The organism is Polynucleobacter sp. Fuers-14 (assembly GCF_018882045.1).
Taxonomy (GTDB): domain Bacteria; phylum Pseudomonadota; class Gammaproteobacteria; order Burkholderiales; family Burkholderiaceae; genus Polynucleobacter.
Window position 1 is genome coordinate 1 of sequence record NZ_JACVPG010000013.1, and the last position, 18,097, is coordinate 18,097.

The 18,097-nt window shown below is 44.5% G+C and carries 15 protein-coding genes; 14 read left to right on the forward strand and 1 reads right to left on the reverse strand.

Translation table 11 applies throughout. The annotated features are described in order from the left end of the window. The 11 genes from ICN40_RS08655 to ICN40_RS08710 form a co-directional block, all read left to right on the forward strand. A partial coding sequence (locus tag ICN40_RS08655; protein ID WP_216243435.1) for a YDG domain-containing protein occupies positions 1 to 522 on the forward strand: 522 nt, incomplete at its 5' end. A 103-nt stretch (positions 523 to 625) separates the two neighbouring features. Continuing rightward, positions 626 to 1,639 (forward strand): peptidylprolyl isomerase, encoded by a 1,014-nt coding sequence (locus ICN40_RS08660; RefSeq protein WP_216243437.1) that lies wholly within the window; start codon positions 626 to 628, stop codon positions 1,637 to 1,639. 12 nt (positions 1,640 to 1,651) lie between these two features. Then, positions 1,652 to 2,173, forward strand: a complete 522-nt coding sequence (locus ICN40_RS08665; protein ID WP_216243438.1) for a hypothetical protein — start codon at positions 1,652 to 1,654, stop codon at positions 2,171 to 2,173. Positions 2,174 to 2,672: 499 nt separating this feature from the next. Next, positions 2,673 to 4,343, forward strand: a complete 1,671-nt coding sequence (locus tag ICN40_RS08670; protein ID WP_216243440.1) for a ShlB/FhaC/HecB family hemolysin secretion/activation protein — start codon at positions 2,673 to 2,675, stop codon at positions 4,341 to 4,343. Positions 4,344 to 4,449: 106 nt separating this feature from the next. Continuing rightward, positions 4,450 to 4,734, forward strand: coding sequence for a hypothetical protein (locus tag ICN40_RS08675; protein WP_216243442.1), 285 nt, complete (start codon positions 4,450 to 4,452; stop codon positions 4,732 to 4,734). Between the two features lie 337 nt (positions 4,735 to 5,071). Continuing rightward, on the forward strand, positions 5,072 to 5,473 hold the full coding sequence (locus tag ICN40_RS08680) for a hypothetical protein (RefSeq protein ID WP_216243444.1): 402 nt from the start codon (positions 5,072 to 5,074) through the stop codon (positions 5,471 to 5,473). Positions 5,474 to 5,502: 29 nt separating this feature from the next. After that, complete coding sequence (locus ICN40_RS08685; protein WP_216243446.1) at positions 5,503 to 5,787, forward strand: hypothetical protein; 285 nt, start codon at positions 5,503 to 5,505, stop codon at positions 5,785 to 5,787. A 1,085-nt stretch (positions 5,788 to 6,872) separates the two neighbouring features. Next, on the forward strand, positions 6,873 to 7,814 hold the full coding sequence (locus ICN40_RS08695; protein WP_216243450.1) for a YdaU family protein: 942 nt from the start codon (positions 6,873 to 6,875) through the stop codon (positions 7,812 to 7,814). Continuing rightward, positions 7,804 to 8,046, forward strand: a complete 243-nt coding sequence (locus tag ICN40_RS08700) for a hypothetical protein (RefSeq protein ID WP_216243452.1) — start codon at positions 7,804 to 7,806, stop codon at positions 8,044 to 8,046. Before ICN40_RS08695 ends, ICN40_RS08700 begins: the two co-directional genes overlap by 11 nt. Further along, entirely contained in the window at positions 8,043 to 8,447 is a 405-nt protein-coding gene (locus ICN40_RS08705) for a hypothetical protein (RefSeq protein ID WP_216243454.1), read from the forward strand. The genes ICN40_RS08700 and ICN40_RS08705 overlap by 4 nt, the downstream gene beginning before the upstream one ends. A 17-nt stretch (positions 8,448 to 8,464) precedes the next feature. Further along, positions 8,465 to 9,781, forward strand: a complete 1,317-nt coding sequence (locus ICN40_RS08710) for a terminase (RefSeq protein ID WP_216243456.1) — start codon at positions 8,465 to 8,467, stop codon at positions 9,779 to 9,781. A gap of 813 nt (positions 9,782 to 10,594) precedes the next feature. On the opposite strand, the gene ICN40_RS08715 is transcribed toward ICN40_RS08710, so the two are convergent. Further along, positions 10,595 to 11,682, reverse strand: a protein-coding gene (locus ICN40_RS08715) for an IS3 family transposase (RefSeq protein WP_216243458.1) whose coding sequence is annotated in 2 segments (ribosomal slippage) — positions 10,595 to 11,430 and positions 11,430 to 11,682 — 1,089 coding nt in all. Because the reading frame shifts where the segments join, the coding sequence is not laid out codon by codon here. 315 nt (positions 11,683 to 11,997) lie between these two features. On the opposite strand from ICN40_RS08715, the gene ICN40_RS08720 reads away from it, so the two are divergent. The 3 genes from ICN40_RS08720 to ICN40_RS08730 all read left to right on the forward strand — a co-directional run bounded on the left by ICN40_RS08720 (position 11,998) and on the right by ICN40_RS08730 (position 17,446). Then, a complete protein-coding gene (locus ICN40_RS08720) occupies positions 11,998 to 14,160 on the forward strand; it encodes an autotransporter outer membrane beta-barrel domain-containing protein (RefSeq protein WP_216243460.1) in 2,163 nt (720 codons plus the stop codon). A gap of 141 nt (positions 14,161 to 14,301) precedes the next feature. Beyond that, positions 14,302 to 16,263, forward strand: coding sequence for a hypothetical protein (locus ICN40_RS08725; protein ID WP_216243462.1), 1,962 nt, complete (start codon positions 14,302 to 14,304; stop codon positions 16,261 to 16,263). Beyond that, a complete protein-coding gene (locus ICN40_RS08730; protein ID WP_216243464.1) occupies positions 16,244 to 17,446 on the forward strand; it encodes a hypothetical protein in 1,203 nt (400 codons plus the stop codon). Before ICN40_RS08725 ends, ICN40_RS08730 begins: the two co-directional genes overlap by 20 nt. Positions 17,447 to 18,097: the final 651 nt, after the last annotated feature.

The window sequence follows — 18,097 nt, forward strand, 5'->3', positions numbered from 1 at the left end:
ACAACCACCGCCACCATGAGTGCGCTGGGTACCTTAAGTGGCTTTATCGGTAGTGAGACTGTGACCGCTGCTGTGAATACTGCGACCTTTGCGGATCAAAATGTCGGTACTGGCAAAACCATTACCGTGACCTATACCTTGGCTGATGGTACCAATGGTGGCTTAGCCTCTAACTACAGCTTGGCAAATAGCGTAACAACAGGCTCGATCACTGCTGCCCCAACAGCTGTAGTAACCACTCCTGTCACAACTACAATCATTTCTACCCCTGCTGCCGTTGCGACTGCAGCAGCAACTACTAGCCAGTCTGTGCAAATTGCCCAAGAAGTAGCCATTAGTGTTGCTAGCCTACAAAAACCAATCACAGCGACTACAACAATCGCTGCGTTAAATAAAGATTTATTTATCAAATTGGCCATTGATGAAATCAACTCTGTTAGTTGGATCAATGCACCCGAATACAGAAATCTCACTCTTGGACCAGATTTGATCATCAGGAGAAATAGAGATGACGCGCCGTAATTTATGCTACTCACAATAGCTCTGGTACAAACTGGTTTAGTTACTCATCAAATGGTTGGCACCATTAACAATGGCTTTGTTGATGAGTTCAAGAGTATTTAATATGGAAATATTGAACAGTTTCGGTACCCATTTGCACAAGATTGGTGCGCTAAATCAGGCAAAAGCTGTTGCCTTTGGGTGTTTACTCTGTTCGATCATTGCACAGACGCAGGCAATCGCTCAAACCTTGCCCATCACAGACATGAAGGTTAGTCCAAGCCCAAGCCCAAGCCCTAGCGCCCAAGCACCCGAATCTTCAGAAAAGCCCAGTGAAGGGGTCTATGAATTCATTGCCATTGTCAATGGTAAACCCATTAGCAAGTCACTATTTGAGCTAACGGTTCAAGAATGGATTGCCCGAGGTCAAAAAGATACTCCCAAGCTACGCAAAGATTTAAAGGAAGAGTTAATTAATAGAGAATTGATTGCACAAGAAGTTAGCAAGCAAGGCCTTGATCGTCAAATCAATATGGATGATCAATTGCAACAACTCAAACACAGGCTTTATGTACAGATCTTTACACAGGCGCACTTAAAAGAACAGGGCTTTACTGATGAAAGCCTTAAGCAAGAATATCAAAACCTCAAAAAACAGGGTAGTCCAAACTTAGCCGTAGTGCAGTACCAACTCAAGCAAATCAAAGTGCGTGAAAAATCGTCTGCCTTAGCGGTAATTGGCAGACTTGAACAAGGCGAGCCATTTGATTTGGTAGCTAGTCAATTGGCGCTTGCTAGTGGTGCAAAGCCAGGCAAAAATGAAGCTGTTTGGGTGAACGCCAATCAACTGCCCCCAGCCTTGTCCGAGGGGCTATCCCAACTACCAATCGGAGGGATCAATACCAGTCCAGTAGCAACCGAAGGAGGGTGGCTCATTCTCAAGTTAGAAGATAAGCGCAATGGGGCTGCTAGTGCTAATGCTGCTGATGGTGCTAAAGGTGACAATGGTGCTAATGGCGCCAGTGGCTCATTGATGAGTTACGAGGAGTACAAGAATCAAAAAGTGCAAGCGGTATTACAACAGTATTACAACGACACCTTAAGACGACTTCGGTCTGGGGCGAAAATTAACCAATAGCAAAATCTAACCATGAGCCACTATAAAAAATACCCCATCATCTTTTCATTTCTAATCTCGTTCTACGCACTAAATTGCAGCGCTGTGGAAGAAGTTAAATACCAAGACTGGGCAGTGCAAATAGGTGAGGACACAGTTGAGGCCTATACGCTAAATGATAGTAAATCGTCCTTTGGGTTTTTTTGCAAAGGAGAGACTTGTCTTTACTATCTCAATCTGAGTTTGGAGTGCCCTAGTAACTCAAAAACCCCAGTGTTAATGAGTGGCGATGGGGTGGGCAGCGCCTTTATGATGACTTGTATGAAACTAGGCGGCAGAAACTTTCAAATATTAGATGATCCCGAAGTGGTAAAACGGGCGGTCAATAGCGGTAAAAAAATTGGCTTTAGCGTAGCCCTACAAGGCGGAGATTTTATGTTGGCCCAATTCGCTCTCAATGGAGCTCAGGCAGCCATTGAGCGAGCAATCCTTGAGGCAAAGCAAAAAAGAGCTCAGCCTAAAACTGGCGGCGCCAAGGGCTTAATAAGCATTTAAGGCTCATACCCTTTAAGAGGATATCTAGTATTGTTTTTTGCGTGGCATCCCCAGTATGGGGGATTCATTATTGAGTCCAATGTCACTAATATCAAAGTGCGTTGTAATGACGCTCCTTTGTAGTGTGTGTCGGAGTACATATGCTTCCCCCGCCCCTAAAAAGGCGGGGGTTTGCGTTATATCCATTCGATGTTAATTAGCCTCGCCAATTTATCTATATATGACTGCCAAGAAAGTGTAATGAGGCTCCAATACCTGATTGCTTAAGACTTCTGAAAGGTCTTTGAGTCTTAAAAATGTGACTCTAGCGCTGTTCTGATGCCCAAAAGTAGCTATATCCCCCATAAACAAGGGATACCAAAAAAAGGGGTGCAGCGCAACAATGAAACACCCTTTCCTGGAATTAATAACAGGGGGGTTAAATCTAGATGAATAAATGACTCCGATAAATTTTTGCAGATATAAATTGGCTAATTGGCCAAGAGTAAAAAAACTTTTTTTGATCTTGGTATCCATTCCCTTGTTCAGTGCTCATGCCCTTGCGCAAGTAGATGCAGGTGCCCTTCAGCAAAATCTTGAAAAACAACTGCCTTCAGTAAGCCCTTTGGAGTTGCCAGAGCCTTCCCGCCCCACGCCAGCAAAACCAAGGGCTCCATCTAGTGGCGGTGTACAGGTAGTGGTCAAAACATTTGTACTAGAGGGTGTCAAAGCGCTTCCTGAGGAGGTGGTTCAAAAAGTCCTCGATCCTTGGCGCAATACCCCGGTTAGTTTTGATGACTTGCAAAAGGCCTGTGATGCCATAGCACTTTTGTATCGGGAACATGGTTATGTAGTGCAAGCGATATTGCCGCCACAAAAAGTGGCTGATGGAACTATCAAAATTCTCATTACTGAAGCTAAGTTGGGTGCCGTTATAGTAGACACGCCCCAAGGTGAGACACGCTTTTCAAAAGAAACAGCGGCCAAGTACATTACATATGAAAACCCGATTGGCTCAACCTTAAATAGTCGCTCCTTAGAGCGGGCTATCATTATTCTGAATGAAACCCCCGGAGTGATGGCAAGCGCATCACTTGAGCCAGGCGGTGCTGATGGAGAAACAGCGGTACGCCTCCAGTTAACTCAGCCCCCATTGCTCAATGCCAGTATCGCGGCAAATAACTACGGTAGTCGTACTACAGGCTCAAATCAAGGAGTGATTGGTTTTTCCCTAAACAACCCATCGGGCATTGGCGACTCTGTTGTCGTTAATGGTGTGTACTCGGAAGGCTCTCAGTACGTTCAGGGAAGTTACTCTTTACCAGGTTCTGCGGATGGCTTGCGTTTTGGTTTATCGGGCAGCTATCTAGAATATAAGAACGTGAGTAACTATGCAGCTTACGGTGGAACGGGCGATGCTTGGGCAAGTGGGATTAGCGCCGCCTATCCTCTCATTCGCAGTCAACGTGCAAACTTAAATAGCACTATTAACTATGATGTAAAAAGTTACAACAACCGAAACACCATTACCAATTCCACAACTAGTGCTTATAACCTCAATAATATTTCAGTAGGTTTATCGGGCAATATGTTTGACAGTCTTGGTTATGGCGCTGTGAGTAATGCATCTGTGAATCTCGTATTTGGGTATCTAGATTTTTTGGCGGGTACCTCAACAGCTGCCCTTAGCGCTATTACACCCTCCAGCTTTACTAAGGCTAATTTCTCTGCAAATCGCAATCAGGTGTTAACTGAGGATAACAAAACGGCATTAGTTACTTCAGTTTCTGGTCAGTTGGCATCAGTGAATTTGAGCACAGCTGAGCAATTTTACTTAGGCGGCCCTTACGGAGTCCGTGCCTACCCCGTATCGCAAGCAGGGGGGTCTCAAGGGGGCTTGCTATCCATAGAGCTTAAGCGTGATCTTGTGGAAAAGTTATCAGTGTCTACCTTTTTTGATGCTGGGGTAACTCAGCAATATAAAAATACCTATTCGGGCTGGCAGGGTACTGCGCCTAATACCAACAATACCTATTCATTAATGGGCGCAGGCATTGGCGCCAAATGGAGTTACGAAAGCTGCAATTTAGGCGCGATGATAGCTTGGAAGATTGGTCAACAGGCTCTGGTAGGTATTGATGGCACGAGCACTAACCCAAGAGGCTGGGTTACCGCGAGTTGCCAGATGTAAGGCGCGGGTGTTATAAAGATCCTACACAAAATCCCTACATATTAAGCAATGCCTCTAAGCCAGCGGAAGGATTTAGATTGTTAGTGGGTCTCATAAGGTGAAAACGATGGTCAAAAAAGTCAATCTCCCTTCAGAGGAAGTAACCGGACGCAGCATCTTTGTGATTGAAACCATTGCTGAAGGTGTTAGGGTGCAAACTGCGTTTTTAACGGAGGATGGAAAAATACTACAGATACCTGCCGTATTTCCTGACCAAGAATATGCGTTGGCACAAATAGATCAATTGAGAGAGGCGGTAATTCGGCATTTCTCAGAAGCGGCCAAGGTTGGCGCAAAAGTTATTGCTGGAACAGCTCAAGTAGGGCCAAATTCTAGAGATACTATTCAGTAGTAAGGGCCGCAGTTAAATACTCATTGAGTTATTAATGAGTGATCTTACAAAGTTTGCCTTATTTCTTTTTTAATTTTATCAAGTTCATCAATGAGCTTGGTCGATTATATCCATAGCCTAGTCAATAGACTGAGAAGATGCCGCAATGAATCAGTCTTGCCTGTCTTTGCTCATAAAACTACACGCGTAGTGACAAATTAATTATTATTTTAAATATAATAATTATTAATGGTGTTTTACTTAAACTAATCCAATGATTTAGCGATCTATTTAACAGCATTCTTACTGTCTTTTTAAATACATCAAAATTTTATAAAAAAATTGTTAGCAAGACATTATGGCGAACATGAAAACTTACAAGATCAGGATTGTTGCATTGGTAATGATTGCATTAGCCCCAGCATTGGGAATGGCTCAGGGCAGTAAAAATATCTGGGAAGGGGTATATGGACAAGTTGGCCTGATCGGATACGCCGGCCTGATACCGGTGGCCACTAATGGTACTACCACAACACCTATGGGCACTTCGTTTTCTACCTTCTCGACGGCTAATCACTCTAATGGGTTCGCTGCAAATATTGGTGCTGGATATAATTTTGCAATCAATGAACGCTATCTACTTGGAGTCGGTGCAGCCTTCTACCCTGGAAGTTCAAGATCATCATCTACAACCTCAACAAATGCCCTAAGCACTACGAACGATACATATAGTGCCGCCAATGTATTTGGTGTTTTGTAAACCCTTCCTATGTGATTTATCAAGAAAGGTTGGCATATGCAAAAATTGGATACACCGAGGGAACTCTTCGCATAAGTGCATCGGGTAATGCGATGGGAAGCTTTCCTCAGCAGTCCTTGCAAACGAGTGGTACGGCATTTGGATTGGGGTACAAACAGATCCTTTCGGGATCAATTTATGGATTTGCGGAGGCAAACTATGTGCTTAATAATCCAAAATCGTTCTCAGTAACTACGGATAATAATTTGGTGATTAGTTCAGTTGCCAAAGCTTCGGGATATGATGTCTTGCTTGGGATTGGTTATCGTTTTTAACTTTTCTATTCTTCCAGGCTAGCGCCATGCTCTCAATACTCCGACCTTACAGGCGGGGGATGTCCCATGCCAGCAGGTGCACCATGACAGCGCTAGTTCGCTTTATCCGTTTGGATGAATAGTGGTAACCCCGTATTCGTGGGATTGGATGGCTAAGGCAGTGCCATTAAATTAGAGGAAGCATTGTTAATGTGTTCTTTATAGTCTCCGTTCCTTTGTCCCCGCTCTCCTATGCGGGGATTTTTTTATTTAGTCTTGTGAAATTGACGCTGTCTTAAATTCGCATTAAAACGAACAAGTCGCTACGCAATCTCAAGAGCAATGAGAGATTTCATTCATATCTAGAGACTGCTTGCCCTCTCCTTAAGAAACTTTTGAACCTGCTCAATCGTCCAAAACGAAGACCTGCCAATCTTGATTGGTTTTGGAAACTCACCTTTTTGAACCATTAGCCAAAACTTAGACTTTGAAACCGGCATGACTTTCAGTATTTGAGGAATTCTCATTAAGGTTATCTCTGAATTCGAATTACTCATGAGGACCTCCTTGGCGGGAGTGCTTCATATTTTTCCGATAAACCTGCAAAGCCATTTTCGCGGAACTCATCTTCGTGTAACCATATGAACGATATAAGCTATAAAGCCGAATTGCTACCATCAAATTGCCCTCCATCTTGTCATGTTGTGTATGAATATGTGTGCTACTGAAGAGCAATGTAGTCAATGAAATTTTGGTGGTCAATTAAAAGTCAATACCCACTTTGTAAACACAAATTATTTTTTGACTACAAAAAAATATTTATTCATAGAAGTGACACAAGCTATATAAATAAAATGCTACAGACCTATCGGCACATTCTGATAGAACAAGGAGAGTGGTGGACATGTATAGATGAACAAACACTTCAGATAAAGAAAATCATTCTCACGAATTTCTCAAACATGGATTACAGGGAAATGATGAATAAATAAATTAAAGAAAAATTCAGAAAAAACGCGTTTGACGATACGCTTTCCGATTGTTAGATTCATCTCTTGCAAAACATATTGCGCACAAGAAAAAGAACTACACGGAGACAGATTGAGATGAATTACTACGAGCATCACATTGGAGATTACGCAGAAGCGACTGCGCATCTTACATTCATAGAAGATGCAACCTACAGTCGCCTTATCAGAAAGTACTACGCCACAGAAAAACCGCTACCTATCGAAATCAAGTTAGTACAAAGATTGATCAACGCACGATCAAAAGAAGAAAAAAATGCAGCTGTCTCCGTCCTCAATGAATTTTTTACCCTCACTGATGATGGTTGGAGACAAGAGCGCTGTGATCATGAAATTGCCCGCTTCAAAGACAAGCAACTCAAAGCCAGGCGGAGCGCAGAAGGGAGGTGGCAATCATTTCCATCAGACGAGCCTCAGCCAGAAATCACCCCAAATATCGGATGCGTTCGCAATGCGACCGCAATGCGAACGCATTGCTCACCAGACACCAAACACCAGTCACCAGTAACCAATCTCCATACACCAGGCAAACAAAACAATGGGGGCGAAACGGGAAAAAATCCCCAAGATTCAACAAAGCCATCCGATGAAGAAAAACTTTTTCAGGCGCGTATTGAAAAATATAAAAGCTTTGCAGCCATGATCAGCAAGGAGGGCAGAGCAATAGCCGTAGATGACTACCGCATACGAGACATCGTCAATCTCGGGGTAACGGAAGCCGAAGTAGCAGAGGCTATCGCCACAGCAAAGGAAACCCGAATGAAAGTCTCAAACCCAACCCCTATTAATGCTGGCTATGTCTTGGCCATACTCAAGGGCGCACGCAAAAAACTGGAAACCCCCAAAGCAGACGAAGACGCCTGGTGGAAAACCAATGAAGGCATCGACACCAAGGGCAGGGAGCTCGGCATGAGAGCTCAGGGAGCGGAGAACTACGACAGCTTCAAAACCCGAATCTTTGCCGAACTACACAAGCGAAAAGAGCGCACAGAAGCCACGGAGAAACCCAATGCAAACTAATCACGCCATAGCCGGAGTCATTGATCGTCTAGACATGGAAGACTTTCCTATTGGATCAAAGGTGAAGACCCCAAGTGGGCGCGTAGGCACTGTTGTAAAGCATCGTGGAGCCCAAAGCCGGCATGACTTATTCCAAAGAATCATCATTGAGTTTGATGAACCCATTGGAGATTCGGTTGCATTACAACCCCATCTGTTGAAGCTCATCAAAGAGTCAACCCCCATCCCATGATTGAAAACAATCAAAAGAAATCAAAGGGAGGGGCAAGACCAGGAGCGGGCCGTAAAGCTGGCAGCCTAACTAAGCGTACCCGCCAGATTGCTGAGGCTGTTGCTGCTCAGGGGGTTACGCCACTGGAAGTCATGATGAAGGTAATGCACCAGCTATACGAAGAAGCTGGCAATATTCAAGAGGAAGAGCTTGGTGATAAGGTATTAGCAAATGAAGCGCGTATAAAACTTCTGAACATGGCTGCCACTGTAGGAAGGCACGCTGCCCCTTACGTACATCCACGTTTATCTGCCATTGAGCACACCGGTAAGGATGGCGCACCCCTACAAAGCGGGGTCTTGGTAGTACCAAGCGCTATGAGCATAGATGAGTGGGAGCAAGCCGCCCAAGCAAAACACTAGTGAATTAAACAAAACCAATGAAAACCATCTGGGCACCATTGCCCGGTAGCCAGACCTTGTTTCTGACATGCCCTGTATATGAAGTATTGCTTGAAGGTACTAGAGGAGGGGGTAAGACAGATACCTTGCTCATGAGCTATGCCCAGCATGTAGGAAGAGGCTTTGGAGATCATTGGCGAGGCACACTCTTTCGCCTCACCTATCCGCAGTTGGCGGACGTTGTTGCGAAGAGTAAGCTCTGGTTCTATCAAATCTTCCCAGGTGCCAAGTTCAATGAATCAGATTACGTCTGGAAGTGGCCAACAGGAGAGATGCTTTACTTTCGTTATGGCGCTAATGAGCGAGACTACTGGAATTATCACGGACACGAGTATCCATTTTTAGCATTCGAAGAACTCACTAATTGGCGCAATCTCTCTTTCTACGAAGCAATGCTCTCAACCTGCAGATCCTCTTACCCAGGAATGCCGCGTATGGTGAGGGCTACTTGCAATCCATTTGGAGTAGGTCACGCATCCGTGAAGGAAAGATTTCAGATTGGAGCTATTCCTGCTGGACAGATCATTAGACAGGAGGGCGCATTACCTAGGGTGAGAATTCATTCAACGATTTATGAGAACACCCATCTACTCAGAAACGATCCCAACTACCTCATAAGTCTGCAGTCGCTAAGCGACCCAAATAGGCGCAGAGCCTGGTTAGAAGGAGATTGGGATATCCACGTGGGGAGTTTCTTGGAAGGTGTATGGCAACCCTCTAAACACGTTGTAGAGCCCTTTGCTATTCCACCGACATGGAAGGTATGGCGCTCGATGGATTGGGGGTATGCCAGGCCTTATGCCGTGTATTGGTTTGCTCTATCTAATGATGGAGTCTATTACCTATGGAGGGAGCTCTATGGATATGGTGGTAAAGAAAACACGGGCACTAGAGAAGATGCAACAGTAGTCGCGGACAAGATTAAAAAGATCGAGATTCATGATCAACGCCTTGGTTATGAATACCGCATGAACCTGGCTGACCCATCCATTTTTTCAAAGATTGGAGCGGAGCGATCCATCGGTCAGATCTTCAGGGATAAAGGGGTTAAATGGACTGAGGCCTACAACGCCCCCAGAAGCAGGATAAATGGAGCCCAAGAAATTATCCGGCTACTAGCTGAAGATAGACTCAAGATCTTCTCAACTTGTAAGCATTGGTTAAGAACCATCCCCCAACTGCCACCAGACTCATTGAATCCGGAAGATGTGGATACAGATGCCGAGGATCATGCCTGGGATGCTACGAGGTATGGGGTGATGAGGGCGAGAAGAGTTGCCGATACTGTTGTTTGATAAACGAAAAGTTTGCTTTACATCTCATTTCTGCCGTTCAGTTAAGTTTTTTTGTGGCGCCTGATCGGCGGAGAACGTCAAATATGAGATGGTGGAGAATTTTTAACTTAAAGTTTGCAAATCTAAGTCTAGATCTAAATTGATTAAGGAAATAACAGTTTTTTTAGCCAAGTCTTAAAAATTATCAATAATTTTGAAATAGCTCAGTTGGTTGGATCAGAAACCTTTTTTGAAATCAATTTTCATAAGTTCTATGAAGAATTTTCTAAAGAGGCTCAAACCAATGAGAATTTCAATCAAATTTTTTGCGTGCTATGTGATTCATTAAGTTCGTCATAGCGAGCAATAGCCCGACTGGTTAGGGAAACATTTATAAATCGGCCGTCTATTTTATGGGTTTTGATTAATAATAATTTCTTAGCTACAAGACTCTTGAAAGCTTTATGAAGGGTTGCTTGAGAGGTTATGTTGGCTTATGAAATTACGGTACTAACAAAGCATTCTTTAAAAGAAAAATGTTCCTTAGCAATTAAATCTAGAAGCTCAATCTCATAATTTTGAAAATTGAATTTAAGGCCCGCTCCTTTTTTGTGATGCAAAAATGAAAGGTACTTTATCGCATTCATTTGCTCTATCAAATAACTATTGCTGAGATGGGTAAATTTACCCACTTTTACCGTTGTGCACTTAATGAGTATTGTTGATGCTAGTTATTTTTCATTACCCCATTTCATTCAATATATGAGGTCATAGGTAGGGAATGATCTATGCGGTAATCCCCCCTTATTTAACCGAGCTCAGAAGTAGAGTTAATTAAGCAACTATGGCCAGTCGCTGTTTCGGGGTGATGCCGCCCAATGCCATGTTTGGACGTTGATGGTTATATTTATACATCCATTGTGTTGCGAACTCTTGAACTTCGTTAATGCTTTCCCAATAATGCTGAGATAACCACTCATACCTTACAGTGCGATTAAAGCGTTCCACATAAGCATTTTGCTGTGGTTTGCCTGGCTGGATATGTTGGATGTGGATTTGATGCTTTGCTGCCCATTCCATAAGTCTGCCACTGATGAGTTCCGGCCCGTTGTCCGCTCGAATCACACTAGGCTTGCCACGCCAAGCAATGATTTGGTCTAAGCTGCGAACTACTCGCTCTGCCGGCAAAGAGAAGTCCACCTCAATGCCTAAGGCCTCACGATTAAAGTCATCAATCACATTGAACAGTCGGATGGATCTACCATCTTCTAACTGGTCGTGCATAAAATCCATTGACCACACTTGATTGATGCTTAGCGGCACTACCAAGGCATCGGGTTTATCTCTTACCAAACGCTTGCGGGGTTTGATGCGTAAGTTGAGCTCAAGAGCCTTGTAAATACGGTAAATGCGTTTGTGATTCCATTTGAAGTTCTTCACATTACGTAGGTATAAATAGCAAAGACCAAAGCCCCAGTTACGGTTGTTATCCGTTAAGCGGATGAGCCAGTTAGCAATCAGCTCGTTCTGCGCATTGTTCTTCGCTTCGTAGCGGTAGCAAGACTCGCTGACCCTAAAAGCTTGGCAGGCCAGCCGGATGGGGATAGCTTTATCTCTAACTGCCTGCTGGGCCATCTCACGCCTGTGGGATGGCCTCACCACTTTTTTGCGAGGGCTTCAGTGACGATCTCCGCTTTGAGTTTTTCTTCGATGTACATCTTCTTGAGGCGCGCATTTTCAGCTTCAAGCTCTTTCATGCGAACCATCATGGAGGCATCCATGCCGCCGTATTTGGCACGCCACTTATAAAAGGTTTGGGTGCTAATAACCAGTTCCCTGCAGACTTCTGGAACGGTTAAGCCAGCCTCTACCCGTTTTAGGGCATCCATGATCTGGCTGTCAGTAAATTTAGAACGCTTCATGTAGAACTCCTCATATACGAGAAAATTCTACTTCTGATTACTTTGGTTCTAGGGGGCGATTACCATGCCAAAAGAGGTTTAGTAGGCAATAAGTCTATCAATGCCTATAGAGATAATTGCTCTATTTCACGCAGCCTTAATTAGACTATCCAACCATAAGGCATCCTCAGTGATGCTTAAAAGCTCGTGATTTCATCCCATATATATGGGATGAAATCCCCAAAGCATTTATCCATAATGTCTTTGATAGTTTAATACCTATTCAAAATTCATGAGTCCGCAGAGTTAATTCCCCCATCTTCCACTATATTTACAATGCTGCCCTCTCATGCACAGCTCAATCCCAAAAAATTTTGCAAGACAAAGATTGCTACGCTAGTACTAACGCTTTCTGGACTTTACTGTTTTTCTAACCAAGCATTTGCACAGGCTTGTAGCTCAGTATCTAGCGGAGCAAACTCAACAATTAGTAGCAGTTGTGAGGATCTTGCCGTAAGCAGTGCAGGCGTTGTTACTATAAATACAGGGGTATTCGTTGATAGTAACGTTGCTAATGCTACAGGCGTAGACGGCATCATTGGACTGGGTAATTCAGGAACGACCACATCCATAGTAAATAGGGGCAACATATACGGCGCAGACGGTGGAGTAGTCATCGAAGGCAATCTTGGCACCCTGACAAACTCTGGGACTATTGGGAGAAATGCCGCTGGAGATCGCAGCTACTATAGCGCCCTTTCAGCTGGATATAACAATCCCGGTTCTATCGGGGCGCTAAATAATTTAGCAACTGGTCTGATTACAGGCCAAGGCACTGGAGTTGCAACTTGGGCTGATGGAAGCAGCATTGGAACACTCAACAACTACGGAGAAATCTCAAGCCTGATTCGAACGCCTGCCCCTAGTAATGTATCTTCTATGAATGTTGGTATAGGCTTGTACAACCTTAATTACATCACTACTCTAAATAATTTTTCAGGTGGAGTGATCAGTGGCGAGATTGGTATCGCATTAGAGGACAACATTTCCGCAAGAATTGACGCTCTGAATAATGCTGGAGTTATCAGAGGCTCTGTTTACGGCATCTATGTAGGAGATTCTGGCACGCCAAGCGCACTAGACACTATTACAACACTGACCAATCAAGGGGCGATCACTGGCGATAATTATGGTATTTATAACAATAATGGCGTAATTACCACTTTAAATAATGCTCAGGGCGGCAATGGAGCATCAGCAACTAGCACTGCACTCACCTACTCTGGGAATCTGCCGGTAAATTACAACATCATTATCAATAGCCGCACTCATTATGGTCAGCTTGCCGTAACTAGTGGCACAGGCACCACTACCTTTGGCATCTACTCTGGCGGCGTTGCCGGTTTAGCAGCATCAACTTTGAATAAAGGCACTTACTCTAGCGTTCTATCTGGGGTCACCTCTAGCAACCTTACTGGCACAACCTCAGGTAACTACAACGGCTTTACTTGGAGCCTAATCAATTCTTCTGGAAGTATCTGGGATCTGATTGTTACTGGCGCATCAACTGCCGATACTCAGCAATCTCTTCTTAACACAGTGTCCGCATTGCAAAATACCTTCACACTACAAAACACTGTTCTCGCCAATAGCTTCTCGTATGACTGTAATGTCTTTGGCGCTAATAATGTTTGTGTTTCTGCTGGTGGTCGCAATACAGCGGTATCAGCGGCAAATGGCTTAAACAACACCAGCGCATTATTAATTGCAGCTTATCGTGTAATGCCATCACTTCGTGTTGGTGCTTACGCAGATCAAAACTTGTCGGTTAACAATGCGGGTTCCATTGTAAATCTTGGTAACAACACACCACTCATTGGATTGTTCGGAGCTTGGAATGAGTGCCAAGATGGAACGGGTACGGAAGTCAAAGTCTCAATGGCTTACGGACAAAAGAATGCAACAGTGACTCGCTCTTTAGTGGGCACCAGTGAAGCGGGTTCAGGATCTTCACAGCTGAATAGTCAAGGGGTACAAGTAACAGCCAAGTATGGATTTGGCTTTACTCCTGATGTCGTCGTATCCCCATACGTTGGTATGCGTTACACACAAAACAATATGGGCAGCTATACCGAAGGCGCATCTTCAACAGTCACAGCACCACTCACTTACTCAGCACTTAATACAAATGCCACTACAGCACTAGCTGGTGTTGGCGCTCAATATAAGTTCATCCCACGAGCAACAGTGTTTGCTGGTGCTGGTCTAGAAACTGATACCAATACCAGTAATGGCGCTTACTCTGCTACTGGTATTGCTGGCCTAACTCCAATTAACTTCAATGCCAATCCAGTCAAGACTAGGCCAACGGCAACTGTTGGCGCTTACTATGATGTTGAGAAGAACCAACGTCTTGGAATCACCGGCATCTATAGACAAGAGCCATATCAAGCAGTCCAAACAACTACTGTGATGGCAACCTACACTGTGGGTTTGTAGGAGGTTGAACGACTGCGTTGGGTCGTTAGCTACCTGTTAGATTTTGGCATGAGGATGTCTGCTCTTCATCCTATAGCTGACCTACTAATATTTATCCTAAATAAATTCACGAGCTAAGAGCGAGCCATCTATAAATAGGATGTGCCTCAAGACTCAAAAGCCCTTCAACAAAAATGGACTGCCCGCATCACACATGCGCGCGCTCACTGGGCAACATTCCATAAACGCGTAAGACACAGCCGCAATACCGTAGCTGGCTTTAATTGGAATGCTGACCCCACTGGCAAAGACTTCTATAGCCTAAGAGCAAATCTCATTCACGGCACCATCTCTGCAGTTCTTCCCAATGTCTACGCTCGCAACCCTGAAATATCTACTACACCCACCCACTCGGGCGCGGATATCAAGCTCTTCTGTAAAACGCTAGAGAAAGTCACCAATAGAGCGCTAGAACATGCACAGCTCAAGAATCGAGCCAAGTCCACCGTAAGGGCAGCGCTGACCTGCAGCTTCGGAATTCTGAAAGTGATGTACCAAAGAGACCCAAGTAAGGATTCATATATCCAGGGTCGCATCAACGATGCCCAAGAAAACCTTCTAGCTATAGAGGAGCTAGCGCGAGACCTCCAGGAGAATGACCAACGTCATCATCATGATGCCAAGAGGGCAGAGCTAGAGGAGCTCATCAAGTCGCTTCAGGAACAATCAGAAGTGCAATCTGCTGAAGGCTTAGTAATCGATAGAGTCCTTACAGAAAACCTCCTCATCGATCCATCTATCTGCGAGTTCTGGGACTACACCGATGCTGATTGGATCTGCCAAATCATCCCGATGAAGCGTGGTCAGGCAGAAGCACTCTACAAAAAGAATTTAGCTAACGCCAAGATCTACCAACCAGGCCAAGGCGAACCATCTCATAAGAAAGCCAAACGCCTAGCCTCTGTGCAAATGAAAGCTGGTTCAGGCCTAGTGACTGATGATCAGCAAATTGCAGTGCTAGAAATCTGGGACAGGGCTACCCAGCGTGTTTACACAATGGTGGAGGGCGCAACGGAATGGCTGCGTGAACCTTATTCACCACCAAGGGCAGGAGAGCGCTGGTATCCATTCTTCTTATTGCCTTACCAAGTGGTCGATGGTCAATTCGTAGGCCCAAGCCTAGTGGATCTAACCGAGCGTTTGCAAGACGAGCATAACGAAGCCAGGGATCGATTCAATCAACATCGAGATCTCTGCATACCAGGATGGGTAGCCTCTGCTGATATCAATGAAAAGACCATCAAAAAGCACTCGGATTCAAGATTTGGTGAGATCACGATTGTCGATACCGAAGGCAAGCCTCTAAACCAAGTCATTATTCCTAGGGGTCACCCCAAGATCGACCCCATCGTCTATGACACCAGTGCAGTACGTTATGACTGGGAGCAGGTCACAGGCCTTCAAGATGCTGCGCGCTCTACGGTAGTTAGGCCTAAGACAGCCACCGAAGCCAACATTTTGCAAAGAGCCTTATCGGGACGTGTATTTGAATTCAAAGACCAGATAGAAGATTGGTTGCAAGAGATCGCCCAATACAGCGCCCAGGTACTTTTACAAGAACTGACCAAAGAGCAGGTAGAGCGCTACATGGGGCCACCAAGCAATAAGACCACCATGATCAATGGCGAACTAGTCATGACCATGGAGAAAACCTATGACTGGCCAGAGCTCACCAAAGACCGAATCTTTGACATGGTCGATCTACGCATCAGAGCAGGCACCACTGGAGCACCTGATGGCATAGAGGATAAAGAGAGTTGGCTCAAGGTTCTCCCCATGATTACGAATCTATCAATCCAAATGCAAAACCTGCAAGCCAGAGGAATGGATTACGAACATATCCGTAATCTCCTACAAGAGACCCTCTTGCGATATGACGATCGTATCGATTCAAATCTATTTATACCGAGTGTAAAAAAGCAAGCGGAGGGATGGGTGCGTGATGACGACCCAAACTTAGAAATGAATTGGTTTTCTGAACGAAAGCAAAAGTCAGGCGCTGAAATGAATTACGGCAGCAACTTATTAAAAGAGGAGACAGGCAATGACGCAAGTAGCAAATGAAGTGGAAGGCTTTAAGTCGGAGGTTCTAACCAAGGGCGGCTCAATTCAGAGGGTGCAAGACCGAGAGGCCAAGAAAGAGCGAGAGCGCCTAGAAAAAGAAGCCTATGAGAAGCACGCCGCCGAGAGCGCCGCTAGGCGTAATAAGGCAAGGGAAGAGCGTGCGCTTGAATTGATAGCGCAAGCAAAGGGTAGGCAGGTAGAAGCTCAATTGGATAAGGAGCGTAGCGCACAGATACAAAAAATACAAAAGGCGGAACGTAAGAGTCAGAGTCGGAGCCAAGCAGCCAACTTACTAGATGATCTAAGTAAGACCCCTAATGCATCTCTTGCCAAGTTATCTGAGGATATTGATGAGGGTGAAGTATTAGAAGAGGAGTCAGAAGCTTTAGGGCCCGAGTCTATCTTTACACCCGTTAAAGGCGAAGTGCATGTGCCAGCCTTTATGTCCGCTTCAGCAGATAAGGCGGCACCACAAGCCCATGACCTAGGTGAATTATTGCCTGCACCAGTGGCTATTACTGTCGATACACCTCCAAAAGTCCAGACTCAAGGTGAAACAGCTAAAGATCTAATCAAGCGGGTATTGAACCCCGGGCCCACAGATCCTAATCCCGATGCCGGGCCCAGTGTTAATGCAGAAGTCTCTGGTGGCATCAAATCAAAGCGAGGGTGTGAGCGTATTCAGAAAATGATTAACGAAAAACGTGATCTAGAAAAGCAGGTTGTTGATTTGCAATCTATGGTGGCCACTCTTCAGGATGCAGTTCGCAAATACGAGATAGAGGGCAAGCTTGTCGGCAATGTGATGACTCTCGCAGATTCAAAGAAAAAACCTTCTGAATTGGTCACAGAAGCAAAGCTGCAAATGCTCAAGTTTTTGAATACTCGTTCAGATGAAATCGATCATATTGATAAGGCGATTTGCTTTAACAAATACATGTCAGATCCGTTTTACATGCAAGTCTTTGTACAGAACAATCAGCCTGAGCAGTGGCAAACTATGATTGAGTCTATCTATGAGGCGATTGGAAGGTCAGAACCCAGTTTTGCGGGTATCAAACCCATAAAAATCCAAAGTCCTCAACCTATTCGGGCGCGAACTTCAGCATTAGGAGCGCCGTTGACTAGCGCATGTAATCCAATAGATCGAATTGCGCAACATTTAGGCAATATGGGAATTTAAACAAGCTTTTAACTAATAGCCCCCAGAAAGGGGGTATTAGCTTATTAAATGAGCGGTGCCAGGATGGTCTGTAATCCACGCAGCTATATGCAATTTACTTATATCAAAACCTAGAATTTAATCTATTTTTTTATTGAAATCCAGTTACCTAGCAAGCTCTTCTCATATAGTGCTATCAGGTGTACTCAGAAGATGGGGGAGGCGATTTATGCGGGCTATGTATTGGAGCTTCATTAATTCGATCTGATTGAGTATTGCAAAAAGTTACGATCTTAATCATCTTTAGGCAATTTATGCGGTCATGATGACGTTTCACTAAGGCTGTATTTATTCCTGTCAGTGAGTTAAGACCTCAAGTCGATCAACCGAGCTTCTTAAGGCAGTGCAGCAGCCAGGCATTAAGGCCACCTAATCGAGAACATCAATTCATCATTTTGGCTCAATATCAAATCTACGCCTACGGCATGCAAGTCAATTAGGCAGCCAGTGTCGTTATAAGCAAAGGCTACCTCCCCTCCATTACGAAATCTAATTAAGTGAGATCGTGAGTTAAGGATGGTATTTACACTATGAAACTCAACATCAATGATATTTTTTACCCCAACAGATTTGATATTTTTAAAATCAATACGTAGATGATTCTGGTCTACA

Coding starts and splice junctions, on each gene's coding strand:
- ICN40_RS08660 (WP_216243437.1), top strand. CDS start 626: ATGGAAATATTGAACAGTTTCGGTACCCATTTGCACAAGATTGGTGCG.
- ICN40_RS08700 (WP_216243452.1), top strand. CDS start 7,804: ATGCAAACTAATCACGCCATAGCCGGAGTCATTGATCGTCTAGACATG.
- ICN40_RS08665 (WP_216243438.1), top strand. CDS start 1,652: ATGAGCCACTATAAAAAATACCCCATCATCTTTTCATTTCTAATCTCG.
- ICN40_RS08680 (WP_216243444.1), top strand. CDS start 5,072: ATGGCGAACATGAAAACTTACAAGATCAGGATTGTTGCATTGGTAATG.
- ICN40_RS08730 (WP_216243464.1), top strand. CDS start 16,244: ATGACGCAAGTAGCAAATGAAGTGGAAGGCTTTAAGTCGGAGGTTCTA.
- ICN40_RS08720 (WP_216243460.1), top strand. CDS start 11,998: ATGCTGCCCTCTCATGCACAGCTCAATCCCAAAAAATTTTGCAAGACA.
- ICN40_RS08695 (WP_216243450.1), top strand. CDS start 6,873: ATGAATTACTACGAGCATCACATTGGAGATTACGCAGAAGCGACTGCG.
- ICN40_RS08705 (WP_216243454.1), top strand. CDS start 8,043: ATGATTGAAAACAATCAAAAGAAATCAAAGGGAGGGGCAAGACCAGGA.
- ICN40_RS08675 (WP_216243442.1), top strand. CDS start 4,450: ATGGTCAAAAAAGTCAATCTCCCTTCAGAGGAAGTAACCGGACGCAGC.
- ICN40_RS08710 (WP_216243456.1), top strand. CDS start 8,465: ATGAAAACCATCTGGGCACCATTGCCCGGTAGCCAGACCTTGTTTCTG.